This window comes from Mesorhizobium sp. P2_E7, assembly GCF_056403855.1.
Genome location: NZ_JBFUER010000001.1, coordinates 2,700,016 through 2,722,248 on the forward strand (window position 1 = coordinate 2,700,016; position 22,233 = coordinate 2,722,248).

Sequence of the window (22,233 nt, forward strand, 5' to 3'; positions counted from 1 at the left end):
TTCTCCAGTTCACAGTCGACTGCCCGTTTCCGCCTGTGTCCGGCGGCGAGATCAGGAACGCCGCCAATGCGCGCGCCCTGGCATCGATGGGCGAGGTTCTGACGGTAAGCCTGACTGGCGCCCCGGCGCCCTCGCCACCGCCGAATATCCGGCACCGGACCATCGAGGCGGCGCGCGGCCGGGCTTCCTGGTCCAGGCGTAGCCCCCACCCGACCATGCACATCCTACCAGACGACGAACTGGCTGAGGCAGACGCGCTGTGGGGGCAATTCGACCCTGACCTCGTGGTTATCGAGGAGGTCGTACTTGCGCAGTTGCTGACGCTGGCGCCGAAGCATCGCGCGCGCACCGTCCTTGACCTGCACAACATCGATTCCCAAACAGTGGCGGACCGGATTGCCGGCCTGACGCTGTGGCAGCAACTTCGAGGCTGGCGCCAAAACAGGCGCAAGAAGGCAGAGGCGCGCGATGCCGACAGGCGTGCGGCAGCCACCGCCGATCAGGTCTGGGTCTGTTCGCGGACCGACGGGACGCTGCTATCGGCTCTCGGCCCCGTCACCGACGTCAGGCTCATCGCCAACCCTATTCCGGACGAGAGCGTGCTTTCCCTGCCGATTGGTGCCGAGCGGTACCGCGCGCTCAGCCTGTGCTTCATCGGCCATCTCGGCTATTTCCCCAACATCGACGCCGTCAAGCAGATCGGCCGCAGAATGGTGCCGCGCCTTGCCGCCTCCGGCCGGCCTTGGTCGATCACCGTCGCTGGCAAGACGCCAGCCGATGTCGTGCGTGGTTTGTGCGCCAGGCATGGTCTGCAGCTGATCGAGAATCCACCGCATCTGCCGGAATTGCTCGGACGTGCCGGCTACGCGCCGATCCCGCTGCGCTTCGGCGGCGGAACCCGCATCAAGGTATTGGAGGCGATGGCGGCGGGCATGGTCGTCGCCGCCACCGAAAAAGCCGTCGAAGGCCTCGGCCTGCAGGCGGGCGGGCATTTCCTGTCGGGCAGCGATGCCGGAGAACTGGCGTCGAAAATCGTCGATCTCGCGAAACGCCCGCAAGCGGCGGCCGAGATGGCGGAGAGCGGCCGTACCTTCGTGCGCGACAACCACTCATCGGCAGCAATTGAAAAAGCGATCCGGCAGGCAGTCGCGGAGTTGCCGCTCCGCCGAACGGGATAGGACCGGCCTTGCAATCCAGCCACCATGCGGCGTTTGTTAAGGCCTGCGGTCTATTTTGCCCGCAGCCAGAGCCAGCCGGGGACCGCCATGCTTCGAGCCATTTCGTCAGCTATTGTCTTTTACTTAGCCGGCATCCTCGCCGCGCAAGCCGACGGCGACGCCGCGATGGGCAAGAAAGTGTTCTACCGCTGCATGGCCTGTCACGAGGCGGCAACGGACCACGACAAGATCGGCCCGCATCTCCTGGGTGTTGTCGGCCGCACCGCCGGCACGGCCGTGAATTTCAACTATTCGCAGGCCATGAAGGACGCCGGCGCCGCCGGCCTCGTCTGGGACGAGGCGAATCTCAAGGCCTATCTCGGCGCTCCAAAACTGAAAGTGCCCGGCAACAGGATGGCCTTCTCCGGCCTGAGCAGCGACGAGGACATCGCCAACGTCATCGCCTATCTGAAGGCCGATCCAAAACCCTGATCCGCGGCTAGAATCGAAAATTACTTGAGAGCGATTGCCGCGCCGGCTGCCAAAGTCCAGCCACAGTTGAATCGGCAGCGGCTGACTTGGTGGCATCGCCTTATGCATGGCCTGCCCGCCATACAATCGCCGCGCCCATCCTTTTGTTTTCGCGGCCTTCGATGTCTTGCGCCTTTCATTCCTGAAATGCCCCACATATATTCGCGCCGACACGAAACTGATGCCGAAGCGGGAGGCTCCTATGGCGACATTGCAGAATTTCGATGCCGAAATTGCCAAGACCAGGCAAGTCGTGCAGGACATGCGCACCAAGATCGAGCAGTCCGGCACCGTGCTTGATACGCTGGCCACGGCCGACAAGAAGATCGGTGACGCCAATTTCGACATCGAGAATGCCCGCATCGAAGACGTGCTGAAGCAGCAGAAGGTGATGGAAGGCAACATCGCCGACCTGATCATCGGGCTGGAAGACGCCACCAACGTCTTCGGCACCGAATTCGAGAGCATGAAGAATTACACCGGCTGGGAAAGCTTCGTCGGCGTCTTCTCGGCACAACGCAAGCAGCGCATGCGCACCGACCGCGTCCGCAACATGTCGCTGGCCGGCAATCTGCAGGAGCTTCTGGTCAAATCCGACACCATCGTCGGCATCCTCAAGGCGCAAAAAGAGGTCCTCGACCAGCGCTACAAGACCTCCGAAGCCAGCCTGTCGCAGGTGATCGAGCGGCGCAAGACCACCATGACCAACCTAGAAGCGGTGCAGAAACGCATCGAGGAGGTGAACCCGCTGCTGCTCGACATCGAGAACAAGATCGCGGCCTCGACCAGCCAGAAGGAGCGCACGCAGCTTGAGGGCGAGCGCTCGAAACTGGCCACCGAATACAATGAAAAGCAGGCCAAGGAGCAGGAATTGCTAGCCGAGAGCCAGACGCTGGAGCGCTACACCTCGATGTTCCAGACCTTCGTCGATTCGCTCAACAACCAGATTGCGGCGCAGTCGACGCTGATCAACAAGCTGACCATCGATACCGAGCAGCGCATCGTGCTCTACAAGGCGCTGGAAGATTCTTTGAAGACCGCCGCCCAGCAGGACGTCGCCCACAAGATCAACACGCTGGGCAGCCAGGTCGACAACACCGCCGAAGAGACCATGGCCGGCATTGGTGCCGCCGCGCAGAAGCACATTGGCGATCTCCTCGAAATGCACGAGAAGAACATGGTCGCCTCCGCCGACATCCAGCGCCGTAAGAAGCTCGCCGACGATGCCTTCGCCCGCCGTTTCGACGACGTGATGAAGAAGCACAATTCGGCGAACTACGTGCAGTCGTAAGGGGCGGCTGTACGCGAGCACACCCGGCATGACTCCCGAAAACGAAGCGGCGGCGCGCTATTTTTCCGCCATTACGGCCGCACTCAGCGGCCTTGAAGTGTTCATGCGCGACGACCGCTCGCCGCTCTACCGGCACGGCATCGTCGCCAAGATCGTTGCCGAATACATTGCCCGGCTGGACAAATCGTTCTCCTGCTGGCGCAACCGTCTCGGCTTCATGGACACATTCCGCATTTCGCGCGCCGACAGCGGTTATCCCGTCTTCCAGAACCTGCTCGAACTGGAAAACGACCGCCGCCAGGCCGACGCGCGCCTGGCCAACATCCCGCTCGCCGGCGAATTGCGCGAGGAAATGGCCGACTTCATCCTGCGCCACAAGGAGTTCCCCGAGGCGCTGCAGAAATCGATGGCCGAGCGGCTCTATCTCGAGGACGTCAAGAGCGAGCAGACCTTTGGCCCATTCTCGCTGGCGCAGACCGCCAAAGTCTCGGTCAATCCAAAAACCTTCCGGCCCTATTACCTCGTCCACTGGGCGACATTCGACGGCAGCGCCAACCTGCCGCTGGTCTACATGGTGACGGTGGAAGATTCCTCCGAAGCCATGATCCGCCAGCTTGTCGACAGTAACGGCAAGCTCAACGAACAGGTCGACATCCCGCTGCCCGTCGACGGCCTGCTCAACCCCGAGCTTGCCCACCGTTTCGACGATTTCACCGAGAAGAATTCCGCCTACACGCTGTCGCCGGCGACGATTGCGGTCAATCTCGACAAGGATTTCGAGCCGCTGCACCCCAAGCAGTTGCGCCGCGTCGTGCTTGGCCCCTTCTATTCCGCAGGGATTACCGACAACAATTCGACGGTGACCGAGGTACTGGCCAAGGTGCGCAAGCCCGAAAATGCCTGGCTGCTCACCTGGACCATCCAGGAGGTCTATTCCAAGGGCGAGAAACCCGGCCGCAAGGGCCTGTTTTCCAGCGAGAAGACGACGCAGGAATTCTTCATCAACACGGACGATCTCGAAGCCGCGCGCCAGGGTGTGTCGAGCTACGAGAACCACGCGCTCATCCCGCATGAAGCCTATCAGGCGCTCTACGCCGCCGGCGAAGCGCAGAAGATCTTTTCCGGCTACAAGGTTCACATCCTGTCCAACGGGCAGGTCATCTCAGACGTCTGACCGTCACACCACGGAGCATCCTTCATGGACACCGGCCTGACCACCATCCCGGAAGCCGCGATCGAAAAGCACCGCGCCACGGCGCAGAGCTTCATCACCCGCGTCGTCGTGCTGGAAGACCCTGCACGGGAATCCGGAACCGCGCTTGCCGGCACCAATCGCCGCTTCGTCTCGACCGTCTCGGTCGGTTCGGTACGCCGCACGCGCGAGGTCGAACTGTCGAAGACAGTCGCCGCCGTTCATCCCAACGATCAGTTGATGACCATCCCGCAGCACACGCTGTTGTTTCGCGCCCGGCGCGGCCTGGCGATTGCGCTGGCCATCGCCGATGTCTTCGCCGAAGGCTCGGACCTCGAAAGCCTGCAGGCCAAGAACACCCGCGCCCCGCTCGAAGGCGACGAGGCCACCACCTTCAAAAAACTTCTGTCAGCCTCGGCTTACATTTCCGCTTTCAGCCTTGCCTCCTATCTGTTCCAGCTGGTCGACAGCGACGGCGAGGCGCCCAACGATATCCCCGAACCCGACTTCCTGTTCGACACGCCGCAGGATGCGGTGAAGTCGATCGTCGCCGGTCTCGACAAGGCGATTGCCGGCTCCAAGGATGATGGCGATCTTACGACGCGAGCACGTGCTTTCGCGCGCGTCGCCATTGACGGGCTCTTGGCCCGCAAAGGCCGTTTCGACGGGATCGGTCCGTTCGAGAACGCCCATATCCGCATCGATGCCGACGATTTTACCCTCGACGGCTTCGACGTAGCACCCGGCAAACGCTCGAAGCCGCTGGTGATGACCTTCAAGAAGCCGGAAGAGGTCGTCGGCAATCACATCGCCAAATACCAGTCGGTCAAGCTCGCCAAGATGCTGATGGCCTATGATTTCGAGCGCGAACTGAACCCGTTCGTCGAACTCGGCGGCTTCCTCTTCACCTTCATCGGCGATGGCGCGCCCGGCACCGGCAAGACGACGCTGATCCAGATGATCGCCGGCCTCGTCAACAACTATTGCCAGGTCGCCGGTTATCCCTTCGCGTACGAGAATTTCGGTGTCGACCAGATCTCGTCCTATCAGGGCAAATCCGGCCAGAACTGCCGCCAGTTCATCAACAACGTGCTCAATCCGCGCGTCATCGGTTTCGGCACCGTTGACGACATCGACCAGGTGGCGGCGCGCCGCTCCGACGACCGCGCCTCGGCCGGCCAGCAGGAAATCACCGGCGTCCTCATGGACGCCTTTGCGGGCGCCGGCACAGTGGTGCGCGGCAACTGCGCCTTCGGCATGTTTTCCAACTATCCCGAAAATGTCGACGACGCGTTGCGCCAGCGCGCCGGCGCCCGCTGGCTGGTCGACGGGCCGCAGACCCGCGACGACTACATCGACATCTTCGTTCTGCTCGCCGGCAAGAACCACAAGATCCCGCTCGGCGACCACAAGCTCTACGCCGCGCAGGAAATCCAGCGCGCCGTGACCGAAGCTTATGAGGAGCACGAAAAGCCGCAGGAAGACGGGCTGATGAAGGTCTACGAGCGCTACATGAAGGAGAATGGCGCGCCGAAATCGATGGCCGACATCGGCACCTATCTGCACCTGATCAAGGACACCGAACCACGCTTCACCGGGCGCGCCATCAAGAACGTCACCGACGCCATCAAGATGCGCGCCATGGACATCGAGCTGCCGGATGAGTGGTTCGAGAAGCCGGAAGCCTTCATGCACAAGGGCTATGACGAGAAGAAAGCCATGATCGAGGAACTGCGCGGGCCGTTCTCGATGGACATGGTCATGCAGGAGATCAACCGCTACGCCGACTCAGAGTTCCGCTATTCCGACAAGTCAGACGACGCGGCTGTGGAGAAGCTTCTGCGCGACGCGAGGCTGCGTGAACGCGCGGCGCGGGAAATGGAGGAGATGAAGAAGAAGGGGCTTTGGAATGCGTAAACCTGTCACCTCTTCCTTCTCCCCGTTCACGGGGAGAAGGTGCCCGAAGGGCGGATGAGGGGCAGCGCGGTGCGAGGCAGTAACGAGCCAAAGGTAGCAAGAGCCCGGCAGCTCCGAAAAGTGGAGAATGATGCCGAAGAAAAGCTCTGGCACGAACTGCGCGGGCGACGACTGAACGGCTACAAATTTGTTCGCCAGCTGCCAATAGGTCCATATTTCGCAGACTTCGCCTGTCGTGAAGCCAATCTGGTTGTGGAAGTCGATGGAAGCCAGCATGCAAATCGATCTCATGATCTATACAGGGATGAGACCATGAACAGGAACGGCTGGTCGGTTTTGAGGGTTTGGCACGCTGATGTTCTGGCAAGCCACAAGAGCGTGTTGGATACGATTGTTGCGGCTCTGGACGGTCGGCTCAACCGAAAAATGATTGCTGTCGATGTGAAGTTTTTGCCATCGTCAGGAGAAAGATGATGAGCGTTTGCGCCGCCCCTCATCCGCCCTTCGGGCACCTTCTCCCCGTGAACGGGGAGAAGGCAAGGTGAGCAAAAAACCCGATCTTCTGCGCGACAACGAGCTGATCTACGGCCGGCTGCTCACCGTCGACGAGTCGCATCTCATCCAGCGCTACAACAAGGCGCTTGTTGCCTTCGGCCTCAAACCCACCAAGCTGAAGAGCTTCCAGATCGACCGCACCGGCTTCTCGCCCGAAGTGGCGGAGGAATGCGGCGACTACGACTATCTCGATCCCAACGAGGTCAACCGCCGCTTCATCATCCTGACGCCGTCGCAGATCGACCTGCCGGTGGTGCACACCGCCTTCTCCAACACCTCGCAGCTGATGTTCGAGTTCATGTCCAAGAACCAGCGCGCCATCGACGCGCTGACCATCAAGGACGTCATCTACGGCGAGATCGAGGATTCCGTCCCGTTGGTCAACGACATCGAGGACCTGCTGTCGATCAGCCAGGTCGAGTTCAGGGTGCTGTCGGCCGAGGACGTGCTGGGCAAGGCCGCAGAGCTCGGCAAGCTGGTCGACCGGCTGAAGCAGGAGCCCGACGCCTGGCGTGATAGCGCCATGCTCAACCGCATGGTCGAGCTGGCCAAGGTCTGCGGCGACATCCGCGAGAATGCGCTGGTGCCCGACCAGGTGATTTTCCGCCACAACGCCTATTGGACCAGCCATTTCGGCGGCCTCTACGTCTTCGTCGATCCTGATATGACGACCGTGATCGGCGACCCGGCGGCACCCGGCTTTCGCCGCTCGCGGCCATGGCAGGTCAGCTACCTCTCGATCAACGATGCCGACAAGGTGTTCAAATTCCTGGCCGGCACAGGCCGCATCGAACTGCCCAGGGCGTCATGGGTCGAAAGCTCGGGCTATCTCGAGCATCGGGCCGAGATGGTGGTGCGCTCGCTGATCCGCGACACCGAGCCAAACCGAAATCTGACCGACGTCGACAAGGTCTGGCTGCAGACCTGGATCCACGGCCATGCCGACCTGATCACCAGCGACGGCAATTTTCCCTTCCTCAACGCCGCCAAGCGCGAGATTGCCCAGCTCGGCCATCTCAAGATCGAGGATGTCCCGCCGCGCCAGCGCTTCCTGGTCATCCGCGGCAAGCCCGACCATCCCGACGCCTGGCTGACCAACCAGCTGATTTCGGATTTCGTGCCGCAGGACTTCGTCTCGCGCTACGTCTTCAACAAGCCCGGCTTCTACAAGGACTATGACGGCTACAGCGACGCCTGGCGATCGCATGTTGTGGACGTTCTGAAAACCACATATTTGAAGGACAAGGTGGCGTTTCGCACGCGCCTTTACGGCCTGACTGACTGAGGGGTGACGTGAGCCATGCTTGATCCGATCGTGAACTTCTTCACCCGCATCTTCCAGTGGATAGGCCGCGGTATCGGCCTCGCCATCGGCGTGGTCCTGTGGCCCTTCCTATGGGCCGGGCGCTGGTATACGCAGCGCGGCTGGATCCTGAAGGCGGTCGTCGGCCTGGCGCTTCTGGTGCTGATCGGCCTCTACGCCAACTTCTTCTACGCCACCCAGTGGTGGAACAAGTTCGACCCCAACTACGTCGACAAATACACCTTCGAGAACCGCAACATTTCCGCCGGCGAGCAGGTCGCCGCCGGTGCCGGCACCGAGACCGCCAAGACCTGCGGCAATTCGGGCATCGCCCAGGTGGCGGCTGACCTCACCGACTTCAACGTGAACCAGAACGCCTGGATCTCGTCGATGATCCTCTACAAGCTCGGCCTGTTCGGCATCGACTGGGATCACACGCCGTTCATGGACAACAAGGCCTCGTTCCAGCGCGGTATCAACCAGGCAGTGCGCCGCACCTCCACCGAGCTTGCCGACAATCTCGGCCGCGTGCGCACGACGTCGCAGATCGACGCCGACCTGCAGGATGCGCGCGGCAATCTGCAGTTCGACGAGGAGACCTGGTATTTCGGCCTCAACCCGTTCGGACCGAAGACGCCGACGCCGAGCTATTATCGCGACGCCGTCACCAAGCTGCGCTCCTTCAACGCCCGCCTGGCCACCTGCCAGGCGACGTTCGACGCCCGCGCCGACAATCTGAAACAGTATATCGACCGCATCTCTTCCGACATCGGCTCGACCTCGGCGATCCTCAAGGAGCGCGCCGAAAACCACAACAATGGCTGGTTCGACTTCCGCGCCGACGACCGCTTCTGGTTCGCCTATGGCCAGCTCTATGCCTATTACGGCCTGATGAAGGGCGCCCAGGCCGATTTCGAGGACGTCATCAAGGAAAAGCATCTCGGCAATCTGTGGGACACGATGGATGCGCAATTCGTCTCTGCGCTGCGCATCCAGCCCTTCATCATCGCCAATGGTCGCGAGGATGGCTGGATCATGCCGACCCACCTGACGACGATGGGTTTCTACGTCCTTCGCGTGCGCTCCAACATGGTCGAGATCAGCAACGTTCTGACGCAGTAACGTCTGTCGCTCGATGCATGTCGCCCAAAAGTGGTCCCGGTTTTGGGATAACGACATGCACAAGAATAATTGCCTAAAGCGCATTGCGCTTTAGGCGTGGCGATGGCGAATTTGCGCCGTCGCCTCTGTCGCATTCCGTGCATTGGGCGGCTGTTTTGAGACGGCGGAACGACGCGTCCTCTGGCTTCTATACGGCGCGGCAACGGAGCCAGGAAGAACCGACGGCAGGTCGGCCCAGCCGCACAGAGATTTTCTTCATAGGAAACATAGTTGCATGCAAGTTGACGCCATGGCAGCGACAGGGTTAGAACATGCCCGCGCCCGGGTTCAACATGCCTGCGAGTGAGACCAAACCCGTCCCCTCCACCGTCCAATCCGAAGGAAAGCCGTCATGGCCGAAGTGAAGTCCGACATCGAGATCGCGCGCGGCGCCAAGAAAAAGCAGATCCAGGAGATCGGCAAGAAGATCGGCATCCCGACCGAACACCTTTTGCCCTACGGCCACGACAAGGCGAAAATCTCGGCTGAATTCATCAAGTCGGTGAAAGGCAACAAGGACGGCAGGCTGATCCTGGTCACCGCCATCAACCCGACGCCGGCAGGCGAAGGCAAGACGACCACCACGGTCGGCCTCGGTGATGGCTTGAACCGCATCGGCAAGAAGGCGATCGTCTGCATCCGCGAAGCGTCGCTCGGCCCGAATTTCGGCGTCAAGGGCGGTGCCGCCGGCGGCGGCTATGCGCAGGTCGTGCCGATGGAGGACATGAACCTCCACTTCACCGGCGACTTCCACGCCATCACCACGGCGCACAATCTGCTCTCGGCGCTGATCGACAACCACATCTACTGGGGCAATGAGCTCGGCATCGACACCCGCCGCGTCGTCTGGCGCCGCGTCATGGACATGAACGACCGCGCTCTGCGCGAAATCATCGCCTCGCTTGGCGGCGTCGCCAACGGTTTTCCGCGCGAGGCCGGCTTCGACATCACCGTCGCTTCGGAAGTCATGGCGATCCTGTGCCTCTCCAACGACCTGAAGGATCTTGAAAAGCGCCTCGGCGACATCATCGTCGCCTACCGCCGCGACAAGACGCCGGTCTATGCCCGCGACCTCAAGGCCGATGGCGCCATGGCGGTGCTGCTCAAGGACGCCATGCAGCCCAACCTGGTGCAGACGCTGGAGAACAACCCGGCCTTCGTCCATGGCGGCCCGTTCGCCAACATCGCGCATGGCTGCAATTCGGTGGTCGCCACCACGACGGCGCTGAAGCTCGCCGACTATGTCGTCACCGAAGCCGGCTTCGGCGCTGACCTCGGTGCCGAAAAATTCTTCGACATCAAGTGCCGCAAGGCAGGGCTGAAGCCAGCCGCGGCCGTCATCGTCGCCACCGTGCGCGCCATGAAGATGAATGGCGGCGTCAAGAAGGAAGACCTCGGCAAGGAGAACATCGAGGCGGTGAAGAAGGGCTGCGCCAACCTCGGACGCCACATCGAGAACATCAGGCAGTTCGGCGTGCCGGCGGTGGTTGCCATCAACCACTTCTATTCCGACACCGACGCCGAGATCCAGGCGATGAAGGACTATGTCGCCTCGATGGGCGAAGAAGCGATCCTGTGCAAGCACTGGGCCCATGGCTCCGCCGGCATCGAGGATCTCGCCAACAAGGTGGTGGCGCTGGCCGAATCCGGTGCCTCGCAGTTTGCACCGCTCTACCCAGATGCCATGCCGCTGTTCGAGAAGATCAACACCATCGTCCAGCGCATCTATCGCGGCTCCGAGGCGATTGCCGACAAGTCGGTGCGTGATCAACTGCATGCCTGGGAGCAGGCCGGCTATGGCCACCTGCCGGTCTGCATGGCCAAGACCCAATATTCCTTCTCGACCGACCCGAACCTACGCGGCGCGCCGACCGGCCACACCGTGCCGGTGCGCGAGGTCAGGCTGTCGGCGGGCGCCGGCTTCGTCGTCGTCATCTGCGGCGAGGTCATGACCATGCCCGGCCTGCCCAAGGCACCATCCTCGGAAAAGATCTTCCTCAACGAAGCCGGCCAGATCGAAGGCCTGTTCTAAAAATTTCGAGATCGTTGCGAGATTCAAGAAGGGCGGCCAATGGCCGTCCTTTTTGCTTTCCGGGACGGATTTGCCTATGCGGCGTTGCGCGCCAGCGCGCGCTGGTTGGACGCATAGGGCGTGTCGCGTTCGGGCAGTGCGCCGGTCTTCAGGCAGTCGATCCATTCGGCGGTCTTGAGTACGGCCGCGAAGCGCGACTGCAGGATGATGCTCACCACGCGGTGGATCTCCTCGGCCGAGGCATAGCCGGCGCTGTTGGCATAGGGCAGCGAGCCGGTTGCGTCGGAGAGGAACTCGACCGTAAAGCCCATATGGACGGCATGGATGATGGTCGACAGGTCGCAATTATGCGTCATGTAGCCAATGACCGTGATCGTATCGATGGCATTGGCGCGCAACCACGCCTCGAGATCGGTGCCGGTGAAGGCGCTCGGCAAGTTCTTTTCGACATAGTGGTCGCGCTTGCGCCTGGCGATTTCGGGATGCAGTTCGCCACCATGGCTGCCCTTGGCGAAGACCGGCGATGTCTCGGGCGCCATTTGCTTGATGACCACCACCTTGACGCCGGCAGCAGTGGCGGCGTCCATGGCCTGGGCCACATTGACGACGCTGTCGCGAAACGGCGGATGCTGGATGGCGAGGTTGCCGCCATCATAATCGTTCTGGACATCGATGACGATGAGTGCGCGGCGCGGCGTGGTGTTGGCGGACATGGTGGTTTCCTCTAGGGCTTGAATGGGACGGGCCGAAAATAGTCGGATCGCCCGGCTGCCAAAAGTGGCCCGATTGACATCATTCGAAAGAATTGGGACAATCCGATCTCACTTGCCGGAAACGCCCATGACTGATCCGATCATTGCCGTCCTCGCCTTTGACGGCATCAGTCCCTTCCACCTCTCCGTGCCGTGCGTGGTGTTCGGCACCGACCGCACCAAGCTCGGCCTGCCGCGTTTCGACTTTCGCGTCTGCGCGCTCGACAATGGGCCAATCCACACCGATGCCGGGCTGACGATCGCGGTGCCACATAGGCTCTCCGCGTTCGACGATGCCGACATCGTCATCATTCCGAGCTGGAAAGATCTCGACGCCCCGCTTCCCACCCCGCTCCTCGAAGCGCTTACGCGCGCGAACCGACGCGGCGCACTGATCGTTGGACTCTGTCTCGGCACCTTCGCCATCGCCGCCGCCGGGCTGCTTGCCGGCCGACGGGCGGCCACGCACTGGTCCTCGACCGACCGGTTGCAGGCGCTGCATCCCGACATCGAAGTCGACGCCGACGTGCTCTATGTCGACGATGGCGACATCGTCACCTCGGCCGGCGTCGCCGCTGGCCTCGACTGCTGCCTGCACATCGTGCGCGCCCGCTATGGCGCCGAAGTCGCGTTGCGGCTGGCCAGGCACATCGTGCTGTCGCCGCACCGGCAGGGCGGGCAGGCGCAATTCATCGAGCGCCCGCTGGCGAAGACCCCGGCAACCGATCGCTTCACCCAGGCGCTCGACACGGTGCGGGCAACGCTCGGGCAAACGCACAGCCTCGACCGCGTCGCCGAGGTCGCCGGCCTGACCCGGCGCACCTTCACCCGCCGTTTCCAGAAATCGATCGGCACCAGCTTTGGCGAGTGGCTGGCCGGCCAGCGCATCGAACTGGCGCAACGGCTGCTGGAGGCGACGGAAAAATCGATGGACATCGTGGCCTTCGAAGCCGGCTTCGGCAGCGCCACCTCGCTGCGCCAGCATTTTTCAGCACGGCTCAAGACGTCCCCGGCCCAATACCGGCGTGAATTCTCACGACGAGCCGGTCCGGATGAACGTATGGCGCGCGTGGCTTCGCACTAATCGCCCTGCGAAGGGTTCAGCCGCGCTTGACCGCCCGCGCCGGATTGCCGACCACCGTGGTGTTGTCAGGCACGTCGCGCGTCACCACCGCACCGGCGCCGACAATGGCGCCATCGCCGATGGTGATGCCGCCGAGGATGATCGCGCTGCCGCCTATCCAGGCGTCATTGCCGATGGTGACCGGCCTGGCGGTCTCCAGCCCCGCCTGACGACCCACCGCCTCCTTGTGGTGCTCGGCGCAATAGATCTGCACATTCGGGCCAAGCAGCGTTCGCCTGCCGATACGCACCGGCGCGGTGTCGAGAATGGTGCAGCCGGCATTGAGAAAGGCGCCTGCGCCGAGATGGATGTTGAGCCCGTAGGCGCAGTGGAAGGGCGCCTCGATGCGGGCGCCCTCGCCCGCGCTGCCGAGCAGGGCCGATAGCGCCGGACCTATGTTGCCGCGTTGCCGGGGCGGCAGCGAATTGTGCTCGAACACCGCATCGCGCGCGATCACCCGCAACGCCTCCAACTCGTCGTCGATGCAGGTGTACCACTTGCCTGCAATCATCTTCGTACGTTCGCTTGCGGACATGGCCACGCCTCCAATTTGATCTCCTGCCAAAGCACAATCCTCATCCGGGGAAAAGCCCGCTGTCCAACTGCCCGGCCTATGCTAGCTTGCCGCGCGGACCGTCCGAGGTTCTGAGGGGATCAACCATGCTCTATCTGCTTGCACTTCTGATCGGCATCATCGCCGGTCTTCGCGCCATGACAGCACCGGCCGCAGTCGCCTGGGGCGCTTATCTCGGCTGGCTGCCGCTTGCCGGCACCTGGGCAAGTTTCATGGGCCATTGGGCCGCCGTCGGCATCTTCACCATCCTCGCCATCGTTGAACTCGTCACCGACCAGCTGCCCTCGACCCCGAGCCGCAAAGTTCCGCAGCAATTCGGCGCCCGCATTCTCATGGGCGCCTTTGCCGGCGCGGTGATCGGCGCCACCGCCGGTTCCACCATTGGCGGCCTGATTGCCGGCGCCATCGGCGCCGTCATCGGCACCTATGGCGGCGCCGAAGCACGCGGCCGGCTGGCGGCCACCTTCGGCAAGGATTTGCCTGCCGCCCTCATCGAGGACGCGGTGGCGATCATTGGCGGCCTGCTGATCGTGGCAGCGGCGGCATGACGGCCCAAGCCTCTGACGCCAAGACATTCGACGCCATCATCATCGGCGCCGGACAGGCCGGCCCGTCGCTTGCCGGCCGGCTGACGTCAGCTGGCATGAGCGTGGCGTTGATCGAGCGCAAGCTGGTCGGCGGCACCTGCGTCAACACCGGCTGTATGCCGACCAAGACCATGGTCGCCAGCGCCTATGCCGCGCATCTGGCTCGCCGCGCGGCGGATTATGGCGTGACGCTCTCCGGCCCTGTCGGGGTCGACTACGCCAGGATCAAGGCGCGCAAGGACAAGGTGACGATCGACGCCCGCTCAGGCCTGGAGACCTGGATTTCAGGCATGGACAAGTGCACGCTCTATCGCGGCCATGCGCGCTTCGAATCCGCCAATACGGTGCGCGTCGGCGACGAGCTTCTGACCGCCGAAAAGATCTTCCTCAACACTGGCGGTCGCGCCTCGGTGCCGGACCTGCCCGGCATCGATGACATCGACTATCTCACCAACTCGTCGATGATGGATCTCAACGTTTTGCCGCGCCATCTCATCGTCGTCGGCGGCAGCTACATCTCGCTCGAATTCGCGCAGATGTTCCGCCGCTTCGGCTCGGAAGTCACCGTCATCGAAAAGAGCCCGCGCCTCACCGGCCGCGAGGATGAGGACGTCTCGGCCGCCATCCTGTCGATCCTCGAAAACGAGGGCATAGCGGTCCATGTCGGCGCCGACGACATCGGCTTCGCCAAACAGGGCAATGACATCGCCGTGACCTTCTCCGCCGGCGAACCGCCGGCCGTCGGCTCGCATGTGCTTCTGGCGCTCGGCCGCACCCCCAACACCGACGATCTCGGCCTCGACAAGGCCGGCGTCGAGGTTGACCGGCGCGGCTTCGTCCTTGTCGACGACCAGTTGCGCACCACGGTGCCCGGCATCTGGGCGATGGGCGACTGCAACGGCAAGGGCGCCTTCACCCACACCTCCTACAACGACTATGAGATCGTTGCCGCCAATCTGCTCGACAACGATCCGCGCAAGGTCAGCGACCGCATCGAGGCCTATGCGCTCTACATCGATCCGCCGCTCGGCCGTTGCGGCATGACCGAGGCCGCGGTGAAGAAATCCGGGCGCAAGGCGCTGGTCGGCCAACGGCCGATGACCCGCGTCGGCCGCGCCGTCGAAAAGGGCGAGACGCAAGGCTTCATGAAAATCCTGGTCGATGCCGACACCAGGGAAATCCTCGGCTGCTCGGTGCTCGGCCCCGGCGGCGACGAAGCCGTGCACTGCGTGCTCGACCTGATGTACGCCAAGGCGCCCGTCGACACGCTGGCGCGCGCCGTGCACATCCATCCCAACGTCTCCGAGCTGTTGCCAACCATCGCCCAGGAGCTGAAGCCGCTCGCCTGAGATAACTCGGCGTCAAGCTCTCGACTTTCTGCATTGGTGCATTGCAGCAATGTGCATTGCGCATGGCTAGGCTTCTCGTTCAGTCTGAAATTGAACCGATTCAGTCTGGACTTTCCATGCCTTTGCCGATCCTTGCGCTTGCCATTGCATCCTTCTGCATCGGCACCACCGAATTCGTCATCATGGGCCTCCTGCCGGAAGTCGCCGCCGATCTCGGCGTGTCGATCCCCTCGGCCGGCCTGCTGGTTACCGGCTATGCGCTGGGCGTCGTCTTCGGCGCACCGATCGTTGCCATGGCGACCGCGCATCTGCCGCGCAAGCCGGTACTGGTCGCGCTGACGGCGCTGTTCGTCGTCGGCAACCTGCTCTGCGCCATCGCGCCCAATTACTGGCTGTTGATGGCCGCGCGCGTCTTCACCGCGTTCGGCCATGGCGCCTTCTTCGGCATCGGTTCAGTCGTTGCCGCGAGCCTGGTGCCGCGCAACAAGCGGGCCAGCGCCATGGCGATGATGTTCGCGGGATTGACGCTCTCCAACATTCTGGGCGTTCCCGCCGGCACCGCGCTTGGCGAAGCGTTCGGCTGGCGCTCCACCTTCTTCGCCGTCGTCGGCATCGGCCTGATCTCTGTTGCGGCCATCGCCTGGCTGGTGCCCTCCAATGTCGCCGAACCCAGCGGCGGCGGCCTGCGCAGTGAGTTGCGCGTGCTGGGCAAATTGCAGGTGTGGCTCGCCATGCTGATCGCCTCGCTGGCCTCGGCCAGCCTGTTTGCCGTCTTCACCTACATCAAGCCCTACCTCACCGAGGTCTCCGGCCTGTCGACCTCCGCGGTCACCTGGGTGCTGCTGCTGTTCGGCGCCGGCATGACCATCGGCAACATCATCGGCGGCCGGCTGGCCGACTGGAAATTGATGCCAACAGTCATCGGCACGCTGCTTTTGATGGCCGTGCTGTTTGTCGGCTTCATGCAGTTCGGCGCCATCGCCAGCGTCGCCATCGGCGTCGTCTTCCTTTGGGGTCTGCTCATCTTCGTCGTCGTGCCGCCGCTGCAGATCCGCGTCGTCGAGGCGGCGTCCGAAGGGCCGAACCTTGCCGCCACGCTCAACCAGGGCGCCTTCAATGTCGGCAATGCCAGCGGCGCCTGGATCGGCGGCGTCGCCTTGTCCGCCGGCGTTTCCTACGCCCATCTGCCGCTGGTCGGCGCGGTGCTGGCGCTACTGGCGGTTACCGTCGCCGTTGTCTCGCAGGCGCTAGAACGCTCAGCACCTGTGGCGACCGTTCCGGCGGCCGCAGAATAATCCCATTGCGCCCATGGCGGCGTGAACTGGACCAATCGACAGCCCTCCGGCAAACGTGCATGTGTTCTGCCTCTTTTCCTGGAGGCATCCCATGCAGAAATCGATCGAACGCATTGCCGGCGACAGCGAAGGCGTTTTCTACGAATTTCCGGTGTTCCGCTTCGCCGGCGCCGACAAGGCCGCACCCTCGGCCTATCTGCAGGCGGCCCTTCATGCCGGCGAATTGCCGGGCGTCGTCGCCATCGACGCGTTGATGCCGGCACTGAGCAAGGCCGAAGCCGAGGGACGCATCAAGGGCAACATCACTGTCGTGCCCTGGGCCAACCCGATTGGCCGCGCGCAATATCATTTCGGCGAGCATCAGGGCCGCTTCCATCTCGGCACCCGCAACAATTTCAACCGCGGCTTTCCACTGCTCGCCGCGCCCGACACCTCGCTGTTGCCGGACACCACGCTCGGCAACGCCGACCAGCGATTGAAGACCCGATTGGTGCAGCTTTCGCTCGGCCACGACATCGTGCTCGACCTGCATTGCGACGATGAGGGGCTGGCCTATCTCTACGTCCACACCAGCCTGTGGCCAGCGATGGCCGATTGCGCCGCCGCCATGGGCATCGATGCGGTGGTGTTGTGGAGCGAGGACACCGACGGCACCTTCGAGGGCGCCACGATCATGCCCTACCAGAACGTCCCCTCCGACGTAGCGAAGGTCGAGCGGCGCGTCGCCACCACGGTCGAATATCGCGGCATGCTCGATGTCGACGGCGCGCTCGCCGCTTCCGATGCCGAAGGGCTTTACCGGCTGCTGGTGGCGCGCGGTGTGATCGCCGATACCGCCCTCCCCGCGCCAGGCAAGTTCGCCGGTTTCGTCGCGCCGCTGGAAAACATCGACATGATGCCGGCGCCCCGGGCCGGCGCGATCCTCTACGACGTGAAGCCCGGCGACCGCGTCGCCAAGGGCGAGCGCCTAGCCACCATCGTCCACACACCGGGCGAGGCCGGCGGCCGCACCGAAGTGCTGGCGCCGCAGGACGGCGTCATCCTGACCCGCCGCTCGCGCCGCATCATCCGCGCCGGCGAGGATCTCTTGAAACTGGTCGGCGACAAGAAGAGCGTCGACGCCAGGTCGGGGACGCTGGAGGACTGACCTAGCCTGAAATAGCCAACCGCGCCTTGGCCTCCAGCCATTCGGCCATCTGCCGGTATGGCACAGGCCCGTGACTGACACGCGCGACACCCAGTTCCGCCAGCCGCTGGCGCGGCGGCACATGCGCCAGCGCGATGATGTTGACCGGCAAGGCGGTGGCCTCGCACAGCGCTTCAATCAGCCCCTCATCGCCAAGGCCCGGCGCAAAGAAGCCGCTCGCGCCGGCCTTTTCATAAGCCTTCGCCCGCTCGATCGCCTGGTCGAGCAGGGCCTTGTCATGCGCATCCGGCTTCGCCTTGAGGAAGATGTCGGTGCGGGCGTTGATATAGGCGGGAATGCCCGACGCTTTGACCGCCGCCGCTGCCGCCTCGATCCGCTTCACCTGTACGGCGATGTCGTGCAGGCCGGCGCCGCCGACAATCTGGTCCTCGAAATTGAAGCCGATAGCGCCAGCCTGCAGAGCGCGCGTGACCGTCTGAGCGACGGCCTCCGGCTCGACGCCGTAACCGCCCTCGAGATCCATGGTCACCGGCAGGTCGACTGCAGCCACGATGCGCCTGATGTTGTCGAGCGCCAGCTCCAGCGGGATTTTCTCGCCATCGGCATAGCCGAAGGCGGCCGCGACCGGCCAGCTTCCTGTGGCAATCGCCTTGGCGCCTGCCTTCTCGACAATCTTGGCCGAGCCAGGGTCCCAGGCATTGTACAGAACGATCGGGTTTCCCTTGACGTGAAGGGCGTGGAACGTGCGTGCGCGCTCGATCTGGTCGGTCATTTGCTACTTTCCCGTCTTCCTCGGTGTTGGACGGGTAGTCTAGGCACGCCCTCCAGCTCTGGCGATGTGCCATGAGCCCCGGAAGCGGCGGCCACAAACCGGCTTTTCAAACCTGTTGCGCATCCGGCTTTTCGCCGCTATGGATTTCGCCCATGAACATGCGTTCGATCAAGACCATTTGGTGGTGGGCTCGCTGACAGCGGCCTGTTCGAACGCGTGCGCGTGAAAATAGAAGGTGGCCGCAACGGAATGTCCGGGCGGCCATTTGTTTTTTCAAAGCCAGTCCCGGGTCCGTTGCCCAACAAGCCAGATGGAGACGGCAATGACGACGATGAAGGTTCTGGAAAACGGCGCGGAACGCTTCGTGACCGCGGGTGGCGTCACCATCACCCGCGATCGTCACGACAAGCCCTATGCCGGCGCGATCGACGCCTATGTCGACGGGCTGAATTCCCGTCGTGGCGCGGTGTTTTCCTCGAATTACGAATATCCCGGCCGCTACACGCGTTGGGATACGGCCATCATCGATCCGCCGCTGGTGATTTCCGCGCGCGGCCGTGCCATGCGCATTGAAGCACTGAACAGCCGTGGCGAGGTGCTGTTGCCGGTGATCGGTGCGAAGCTTGCCGCCCTGGCCGAAGTCACAATCACCGAAAGCTCGAAAAAGCTGATCCGCCTCGACGTCGCCAAGCCCGGCCGGGTCTTCACCGAGGAAGAGCGCAGCCGCGTTCCCTCCGTCTTCACCGTGCTGCGCGCCATCACCGCTCTGTTCAAGACCGATGAAGACGCCAATCTCGGCCTTTACGGCGCCTTCGGCTACGACCTCGCCTTCCAGTTCGATCCGGTCGACTACAAGCTGGAGCGCAGAGAGAGCCAGCGCGACCTCGTGCTGTTCCTGCCCGACGAGATCCTGGTCGTCGACCACTATTCGACCAAGGCCTGGACCGATCGCTACGACTATTCCGGCGAGGGCTTTTCGACCGAGGGCCTGCCGCGCGACGAAATCGCCGAACCGTTCAAGACCGCCGACCGCATCCCGCCACGCGGCGACCACGAACCCGGCGAGTACGCCAATCTGGTGCGCAAGGCGATGGATAGTTTCAAGCGCGGCGACCTGTTCGAGGTCGTGCCCGGGCAGATGTTCTACGAGCGCTGCGAGACACAGCCCTCCGAGATTTCGCGCAAGCTGAAGTCGATCAACCCTTCGCCCTATTCCTTCTTCATCAATCTCGGCGAAAACGAATATCTGATCGGCGCCTCGCCCGAAATGTTCGTGCGCGTCAATGGCCGCCGCGTCGAGACCTGCCCGATCTCCGGCACGATCAAGCGCGGCGACGACGCCATTTCGGACTCGGAGCAGATCCTGAAGCTGCTCAACTCCAAGAAGGACGAATCCGAGCTGACCATGTGCTCGGACGTCGACCGCAACGACAAGTCCAGGGTCTGTGATCCCGGCTCTGTGCGCGTCATCGGCCGCCGCCAGATCGAGATGTATTCGCGCCTGATCCACACCGTCGATCACATCGAGGGACGGCTGCGCGAAGGCATGGATGCCTTCGACGCCTTCCTGTCGCACGCCTGGGCGGTCACCGTCACCGGCGCACCGAAATTGTGGGCCATGCGCTTCATCGAGCAGAACGAGAAGAGCCCGCGCGCCTGGTATGGCGGCGCCATCGGCATGGTCAATTTCAACGGCGACATGAACACCGGCCTCACCTTGCGCACCATCCGCATCAAGGATGGCATCGCCGAGGTCCGCGCCGGCGCCACGCTGCTCTTCGACAGCATCCCCGAGGAAGAAGAAGCCGAAACCGAACTGAAGGCATCCGCCATGCTCTCCGCCATCCGCGACGCCAAACTAGGCAATGCCGCCGGCGCCGAACGCACCACCGCGCGCGTCGGCGACGGCGTCAACATCCTGCTCGTCGACCACGAGGACTCCTTCGTCCACACGCTGGCCAACTATTTCCGCCAGACTGGCGCCAATGTCTCGACCGTGCGCACGCCGGTGCCCGAAGAGGTGTTCGAACGGCTGAAGCCCGACCTCGTCGTGCTGTCGCCCGGGCCGGGCACGCCGAAGGATTTCGACTGCGCCGCGACCATCAAGAAGGCGCGTGCCCGCGACCTGCCGATCTTCGGTGTCTGCCTTGGCCTGCAGGCGCTGGCCGAGGCCTATGGCGGCGAGCTCCGGCAATTGCATGTGCCCATGCACGGCAAGCCGTCGCGCATCCGCGTCTCCAAGCCCGGCATCATCTTCTCCGGCCTGCCCAAGGAAGTGACCGTCGGCCGCTACCACTCGATCTTTGCCGATCCGGTACGGCTGCCCGACGGCTTCGTTGTCACCGCCGAGACGGAAGACGGTGTCATCATGGCCTTCGAGCACCGCAAGGAGCCGATCGCCGCCGTCCAATTCCATCCGGAATCGATCATGACGCTCGGCCACAATGCCGGCATGCGCATCATCGAGAACATCGTTGCCCATCTGCCGCGCAAGGCCAAGGAAAAGGCGGCCTGACCGATATGGCCGCAGCGGACAGCGTAACGGCGATCGCGGCAAAGGAGGCGGCCAAGCAAAGGGTTGCCGCCCTCGCCTTCTGGTCGATCATCGTCGCCTGCATCGTGCTCGCCCTGAAACTTGCCGCCTGGTACGTCACCGGCTCCGTCGCGCTCTATTCGGATGCGCTGGAATCGATCGTCAACGTCATTGCCTCGGCTGCCGCCTATTGGGCGATCCAGGTCAGCTACAAGCCGGCCGACCAGGACCATCCGTTCGGCCACCACAAGGCCGAGTACTTCTCGGCCGTGCTGGAAGGCGTGCTGATCGTGGTCGCCGCACTGCTGATCCTCAACGAGGTCTGGCGCTCCTGGCAGACGCCGACGCCGATCGAGCAACCCTGGGAAGGGCTGGGGATCAACGGCGTCGCCACCGTCATCAACGCCTTCTGGGCGTGGACGCTGATCCGCACAGGCCGCGCTGCGAAATCACCGGCGCTGGTTGCCGACGGCAAGCACATCATGACCGATGTGGTGACTTCCGTCGGCGTCTTCGGCGGTCTCGTCGGCGCAATCCTGACCGGCTGGCAGATCCTCGATCCGGCGCTTGCCGTCATCGTTGCGCTCAACATCCTGTGGCAAGGCTGGCATGTCATCGGCTCGTCGATGAACGGCTTGATGGACCGCGCAGTCGACACCACGGAGCACATGCATATCCGCGACATCATCTCGGCCAATTGCAAGGGCGCGCTGGAGGTTCACGACCTCAAGACCCGCATCGCCGGCCGCGCTACTTTCATCGAGTTCCATTTGGTCGTCGATGCCGACATGACCGTCGGCGCCAGCCACGTCATCTGCGACCGCATCGAGGATGCGCTGAAAGCCGAAATCCCCTCCGTGCGCGTGACCATCCATGTCGAGCCCGACGACGAGGCGAAACTGCCGAAAGGCACGACGGCGGTGCCTTTCGCGTAATCTCGCTCGGTGGCAAGGTCTGTCGAG

General features: G+C 63.2%; 19 protein-coding genes. 16 read left to right on the plus strand and 3 right to left on the minus strand.

Annotation, left to right across the window (positions count from 1 at the left end):
* Positions 1-35: 35 nt before the first annotated feature.
* From AC1DYC_RS13350 to AC1DYC_RS13390, 9 genes are all read left to right on the plus strand, one after another.
* Positions 36-1,178 carry a glycosyltransferase gene (locus AC1DYC_RS13350; protein ID WP_477406921.1) on the plus strand — a complete coding sequence of 381 codons (1,143 nt, stop codon included), beginning with the start codon at positions 36-38 and terminating at the stop codon, positions 1,176-1,178.
* Positions 1,179-1,265: 87 nt separating this feature from the next.
* Positions 1,266-1,649 (plus strand): c-type cytochrome, encoded by a 384-nt coding sequence (locus AC1DYC_RS13355; protein ID WP_477406923.1) that lies wholly within the window; start codon positions 1,266-1,268, stop codon positions 1,647-1,649.
* A gap of 241 nt (positions 1,650-1,890) precedes the next feature.
* A complete protein-coding gene (locus AC1DYC_RS13360; protein ID WP_477406925.1) occupies positions 1,891-2,979 on the plus strand; it encodes a hypothetical protein in 1,089 nt (362 codons plus the stop codon).
* Positions 2,980-3,007: 28 nt separating this feature from the next.
* Positions 3,008-4,153 (plus strand): hypothetical protein, encoded by a 1,146-nt coding sequence (locus tag AC1DYC_RS13365; RefSeq protein ID WP_181061309.1) that lies wholly within the window; start codon positions 3,008-3,010, stop codon positions 4,151-4,153.
* Positions 4,154-4,177: 24 nt separating this feature from the next.
* A complete protein-coding gene (locus tag AC1DYC_RS13370) occupies positions 4,178-6,088 on the plus strand; it encodes an ATP-binding protein (protein WP_477406927.1) in 1,911 nt (636 codons plus the stop codon).
* 69 nt (positions 6,089-6,157) lie between these two features.
* Entirely contained in the window at positions 6,158-6,562 is a 405-nt protein-coding gene (locus AC1DYC_RS13375; protein WP_477408288.1) for an endonuclease domain-containing protein, read from the plus strand.
* Positions 6,563-6,629: 67 nt separating this feature from the next.
* Entirely contained in the window at positions 6,630-7,928 is a 1,299-nt protein-coding gene (locus tag AC1DYC_RS13380) for a DUF6638 family protein (protein ID WP_477406929.1), read from the plus strand.
* Positions 7,929-7,943: 15 nt separating this feature from the next.
* Positions 7,944-9,068: a DUF2333 family protein gene (locus AC1DYC_RS13385; protein ID WP_477406931.1), complete on the plus strand. Its 1,125-nt coding sequence runs from the start codon at positions 7,944-7,946 to the stop codon at positions 9,066-9,068.
* A gap of 391 nt (positions 9,069-9,459) precedes the next feature.
* Positions 9,460-11,139 carry a formate--tetrahydrofolate ligase gene (locus tag AC1DYC_RS13390; RefSeq protein WP_352588321.1) on the plus strand — a complete coding sequence of 560 codons (1,680 nt, stop codon included), beginning with the start codon at positions 9,460-9,462 and terminating at the stop codon, positions 11,137-11,139.
* A 74-nt stretch (positions 11,140-11,213) separates the two neighbouring features.
* Here AC1DYC_RS13390 and AC1DYC_RS13395 read toward each other — a convergent pair whose 3' ends face one another.
* Positions 11,214-11,852 (minus strand): cysteine hydrolase family protein, encoded by a 639-nt coding sequence (locus AC1DYC_RS13395; RefSeq protein ID WP_477406932.1) that lies wholly within the window; start codon positions 11,850-11,852, stop codon positions 11,214-11,216.
* Positions 11,853-11,979: 127 nt separating this feature from the next.
* Between AC1DYC_RS13395 and AC1DYC_RS13400 the strand changes: the two genes are divergently transcribed.
* Positions 11,980-12,975 carry a helix-turn-helix domain-containing protein gene (locus AC1DYC_RS13400; protein WP_477406934.1) on the plus strand — a complete coding sequence of 332 codons (996 nt, stop codon included), beginning with the start codon at positions 11,980-11,982 and terminating at the stop codon, positions 12,973-12,975.
* Positions 12,976-12,991: 16 nt separating this feature from the next.
* Here the strand turns inward: AC1DYC_RS13400 and AC1DYC_RS13405 are convergent, their stop codons facing one another.
* Positions 12,992-13,549 carry a sugar O-acetyltransferase gene (locus AC1DYC_RS13405; RefSeq protein ID WP_477406936.1) on the minus strand — a complete coding sequence of 186 codons (558 nt, stop codon included), beginning with the start codon at positions 13,547-13,549 and terminating at the stop codon, positions 12,992-12,994.
* A gap of 125 nt (positions 13,550-13,674) precedes the next feature.
* Here AC1DYC_RS13405 and AC1DYC_RS13410 point away from each other — a divergent pair, with 125 nt between their 5' ends.
* The 4 genes from AC1DYC_RS13410 (at position 13,675) to AC1DYC_RS13425 (ending at position 17,966) form a co-directional block, all read left to right on the plus strand.
* Complete coding sequence (locus AC1DYC_RS13410) at positions 13,675-14,136, plus strand: DUF4126 domain-containing protein (RefSeq protein WP_477406938.1); 462 nt, start codon at positions 13,675-13,677, stop codon at positions 14,134-14,136.
* Positions 14,133-15,524 (plus strand): FAD-containing oxidoreductase, encoded by a 1,392-nt coding sequence (locus tag AC1DYC_RS13415; protein WP_477406940.1) that lies wholly within the window; start codon positions 14,133-14,135, stop codon positions 15,522-15,524. Before AC1DYC_RS13410 ends, AC1DYC_RS13415 begins: the two co-directional genes overlap by 4 nt.
* A gap of 116 nt (positions 15,525-15,640) precedes the next feature.
* Complete coding sequence (locus AC1DYC_RS13420; RefSeq protein WP_477406942.1) at positions 15,641-16,819, plus strand: MFS transporter; 1,179 nt, start codon at positions 15,641-15,643, stop codon at positions 16,817-16,819.
* Positions 16,820-16,910: 91 nt separating this feature from the next.
* Complete coding sequence (locus tag AC1DYC_RS13425; RefSeq protein ID WP_477406944.1) at positions 16,911-17,966, plus strand: peptidase M14; 1,056 nt, start codon at positions 16,911-16,913, stop codon at positions 17,964-17,966.
* Between the two features lies 1 nt (position 17,967).
* Here the strand turns inward: AC1DYC_RS13425 and AC1DYC_RS13430 are convergent, their stop codons facing one another.
* Positions 17,968-18,738: an isocitrate lyase/PEP mutase family protein gene (locus AC1DYC_RS13430; protein WP_477406946.1), complete on the minus strand. Its 771-nt coding sequence runs from the start codon at positions 18,736-18,738 to the stop codon at positions 17,968-17,970.
* A gap of 310 nt (positions 18,739-19,048) precedes the next feature.
* Between AC1DYC_RS13430 and AC1DYC_RS13435 the strand changes: the two genes are divergently transcribed.
* Together AC1DYC_RS13435 and AC1DYC_RS13440 are read left to right on the plus strand one after the other, a co-directional pair.
* Positions 19,049-21,253, plus strand: coding sequence for an anthranilate synthase (locus AC1DYC_RS13435; RefSeq protein WP_477406948.1), 2,205 nt, complete (start codon positions 19,049-19,051; stop codon positions 21,251-21,253).
* A gap of 5 nt (positions 21,254-21,258) precedes the next feature.
* Positions 21,259-22,206: a cation diffusion facilitator family transporter gene (locus AC1DYC_RS13440; RefSeq protein ID WP_477338941.1), complete on the plus strand. Its 948-nt coding sequence runs from the start codon at positions 21,259-21,261 to the stop codon at positions 22,204-22,206.
* The last annotated feature ends 27 nt before the right edge of the window (positions 22,207-22,233 follow it).